This is a genomic window from Flavobacterium sp. UBA4854 (assembly GCF_002399805.1).
In the GTDB taxonomy this organism is placed as follows: Bacteria; Bacteroidota; Bacteroidia; order Flavobacteriales; family Flavobacteriaceae; genus Flavobacterium; species Flavobacterium ginsengisoli.
This window is the reverse complement of the sequence record NZ_DHEI01000105.1, coordinates 65,678-68,820: the sequence shown is the minus strand read 5'-3', so window position 1 is coordinate 68,820 and position 3,143 is coordinate 65,678. Positions and strand designations below refer to the sequence as shown.

Genomic DNA, 3,143 nt, shown 5'->3' with positions numbered 1-3,143 from the left:
TAATCCTTTTTTTGAGTTTTTTAGCAAGAAGTTAAACCTTTGTTACTTTGAACCTTTGCCTCTCTGAACCTAACAAAAATATTCGTAAATTTAAGACATGAAAAAGTGCATTTCCATATTAATTGTTTTATTTACCATTATTGCGTGTTCATCGGCTTCTAAGAATATCGCCAGTACAGATACTGCTACACCAAACAAAAAAGTAAATGATACCGTTAGAATTGCAAATGATTCATTAGAATACGAAGTTATCATCATTGATAATGGATTCTCTACTTGGCTCGCTTCTAGAGCCTATCCACGAAACTATTATTCATTGCAATATCTTGAAAACAAAAACAATCTGTACGTAACCGAATGGAACAATCGTGTTTTACAACCACAGCGTTACAATCCAAATTTATACGAAATGTCTATTGATTATCGCCCAGATATTCATTATGGCTACGAAGTAAATTACTTAATTTACAATTACATGATTTATTTTCAAAATACTTACAAACAAAAGCTTTGGGGTTATGTTCCCTCAAGATAATATACTATATTTGTAATCATTACAAATAGCAATGAACAGATTAAAAAAACGCTGGGGAATCACCTCCAATTTACAAGCCATAATTATATTTATCGTTTTTGCCATCACAGGATCGGCATCTGCGTGGCTATCTAAACCATTCTGCGTTTGGCTGGGAATTACTAAAGAAGATTTTGGAGGCTGGTTTACACTCATTCGCCTTATAATTATCTTTCCAATTTACCAAGTTTTATTAGTTGCAATCGGAACTATTTTTGGACAATTTAAATTCTTTTGGAACTTCGAAAAGAAAATGCTTAAAAACATGGGACTTGGTTTTTTATTTAAGGATTAGTCCCCTTCTATAGCTCTAGATTTTTTTTATTTTTTTTGAAAGAAATAAGTATAAATCCAAGTAAGAGTAAAAGACGGAATGACATCAGTAAAAGGCAATATTTCCTCTAGAAAAGTCAAGACTCCTGCCACTTTCCCTACTCTTCCTTTATACATTCTTGACATAATTAGCGCGGCAATCGGCGCCCAAATTACATCTGAAAACTCCCCTAGAAAAGGAATCGAAAAAGAAATCATACCAATTCCGTCCAAAACCAATCCAATGAGGAGTTTCGACATTCTGTCATCTTCTGCAACTTCTAAATCTTGCATAACACATTCATTTTTAAGTTAATCGAAATTAAAAATTATTCTCGAAATACTATTATTTCTTTTCTAAATTTAATTTTCAATATTCCCATATCAATTTACGTACCGATTTTAAATTTTAGATTTTATAAAATCAACTCGCTCTTTTTGGAATTTGGGATTTTACATATTGTAATTTGATTTTGAGCATAATCTTCGTTTCTTTGTAAAAACAGTTTCATCAAATGATACACGCAAAAAACATTCATAAATTCTACGACAAACTTGAAGTATTAAAAGGTGTCGATTTACATATTAAAAAAGGCGAAATTGTTTCTATCGTTGGTGCTTCGGGTGCTGGAAAAACAACTTTATTACAAATTCTAGGAACTTTAGATAAACCCGATCATAATCCAGATTCATCTCTAACTATTAACGGAAAAAATGTTTTGGAACTGCAAAACATCAAAAATGACAATTCAAACCAAAAAAAGGCATTCAAAATCATTACTTGGTTAGGAGCTTTTTACTTTGTTTTATTAGCAGTTTTTGTATTATTTTTTAGAAGTAAAATAGAAAATGATATTTTCGGCTATGGCACATGGGCAGTAATACTTGCACCTACTCTATTATTGTTTTTTTATTACAGCCGCTATTTCAAAAAGAAAAGCAAACAAGACAAAATTTTATCCGATTTTAGAAATTTAAATTTAGGATTCATTTTTCAATTCCATCAGCTTTTGCCTGAGTTTACAGCATTAGAAAATGTCTGCATTCCAGCTCATATTGCAGGCAAAAAAACAGCCGAAACAGAAGAAGAAGCAAAAAAATTATTGAATTATCTTGGGCTTTCGCACAGAATTAATCATAAACCAAGCGAACTCTCAGGCGGAGAACAACAGCGTGTTGCCGTTGCGAGAGCTTTAATCAATAAACCAGATGTCATTTTTGCCGATGAACCTTCTGGAAATCTAGATACTCATTCTGCAGAAAACCTGCATCAGCTATTTTTCAAGCTTCGTGATGAGTTCGGACAAACTTTTGTTATTGTAACACATAACGAAGAATTAGCCAACATGGCTGATAGAAAATTAGTTATGGTTGACGGCCAAATCAGCAATTAGAATAATCAGGAGCTATTTCCTGCTGTCCTTCCAATCTTTTATGCCGAACCCCGGCATAAAAGGATTTTCCCTCCCATCAGGGCTAGGGCACTCGAACACATAAGAAGATTTCATTTCAACATGAACCAAAAAGAACTCAAAGAATTTCTAGACGAAAAAGTCATTCAATATAACAATCAGGATTTCATCGAAAGTGACCCTGTTCAAATTCCGCATCTCTTCACTCAAAAAGAAGATATAGAAATCGCAGGTTTTTTAAGCGCTTCTATTGCTTGGGGAAATCGTAAAATGATTATAAAAAATTCGCATAAAATGATGGAATTAATGGGCAACACGCCTTACGATTTCATTATGTCACATACTGATGAAGATTTAGCCAAACTAGAAACGTTTGTACATAGAACTTTCAACGGAAATGATTTTGCTGGTTTTATCAAAGGTTTAAAAAACATTTACGAAAACCACAACGGCTTAGAAAATGTCTTTGCTAAAAATCAGGAAAAAGATAGTTTGCAGAAAAGTATCAGCGAATTCAAAAAAATATTTTTCGAAACAGATCATTTAGCAAGAACTCAGAAACATATTTCAGATCCGTTGAACAATTCAGCGGCTAAGAGAATCAACATGTATCTGCGATGGATGGTGCGACAAGATGCAAAAGGAGTCGATTTAGGAATTTGGAAAAGCATTTCTCCTTCAGTTTTATCTTGCCCACTAGATGTACATTCTGGAAATGTTGCTCGTAAACTTGGTATTCTTTCTCGAAAGCAAAATGATGCCAAAGCTTTACTTGAATTAGACACTAAGTTAAGAGAAATGGATGCTTTAGATCCTGTAAAATATGATTTCGCTTTATTTGGATT

4 protein-coding genes and 2 pseudogenes are annotated in these 3,143 nt (G+C 33.0%); 5 read left to right on the top strand and 1 reads right to left on the bottom strand.

Annotated features, from left to right (window positions below):
- Window positions 1-97: 97 nt before the first annotated feature.
- Window positions 98-535, top strand: coding sequence for a DUF6146 family protein (locus B3J44_RS15655; protein WP_198857088.1), 438 nt, complete (start codon window positions 98-100; stop codon window positions 533-535).
- A 31-nt stretch (window positions 536-566) separates the two neighbouring features.
- Window positions 567-869: a DUF6787 family protein gene (locus B3J44_RS15650; RefSeq protein ID WP_111366773.1), complete on the top strand. Its 303-nt coding sequence runs from the start codon at window positions 567-569 to the stop codon at window positions 867-869.
- Between the two features lie 26 nt (window positions 870-895).
- On the opposite strand, the gene B3J44_RS15645 is transcribed toward B3J44_RS15650, so the two are convergent.
- Window positions 896-1,180 (bottom strand): hypothetical protein, encoded by a 285-nt coding sequence (locus B3J44_RS15645; protein ID WP_198857087.1) that lies wholly within the window; start codon window positions 1,178-1,180, stop codon window positions 896-898.
- A gap of 221 nt (window positions 1,181-1,401) precedes the next feature.
- Here B3J44_RS15645 and B3J44_RS24265 point away from each other — a divergent pair.
- The 3 genes and pseudogenes from B3J44_RS24265 to B3J44_RS15635 form a co-directional block, all read left to right on the top strand.
- Window positions 1,402-1,614: pseudogene (locus tag B3J44_RS24265) on the top strand (ATP-binding cassette domain-containing protein); the annotation flags it as partial.
- A gap of 216 nt (window positions 1,615-1,830) precedes the next feature.
- Window positions 1,831-2,280, top strand: a pseudogene (locus tag B3J44_RS24260) (ABC transporter ATP-binding protein); the annotation flags it as partial.
- A 120-nt stretch (window positions 2,281-2,400) separates the two neighbouring features.
- Window positions 2,401-3,143: TIGR02757 family protein (locus tag B3J44_RS15635; protein ID WP_286969513.1), on the top strand; the 743-nt coding region annotated here is incomplete at its 3' end.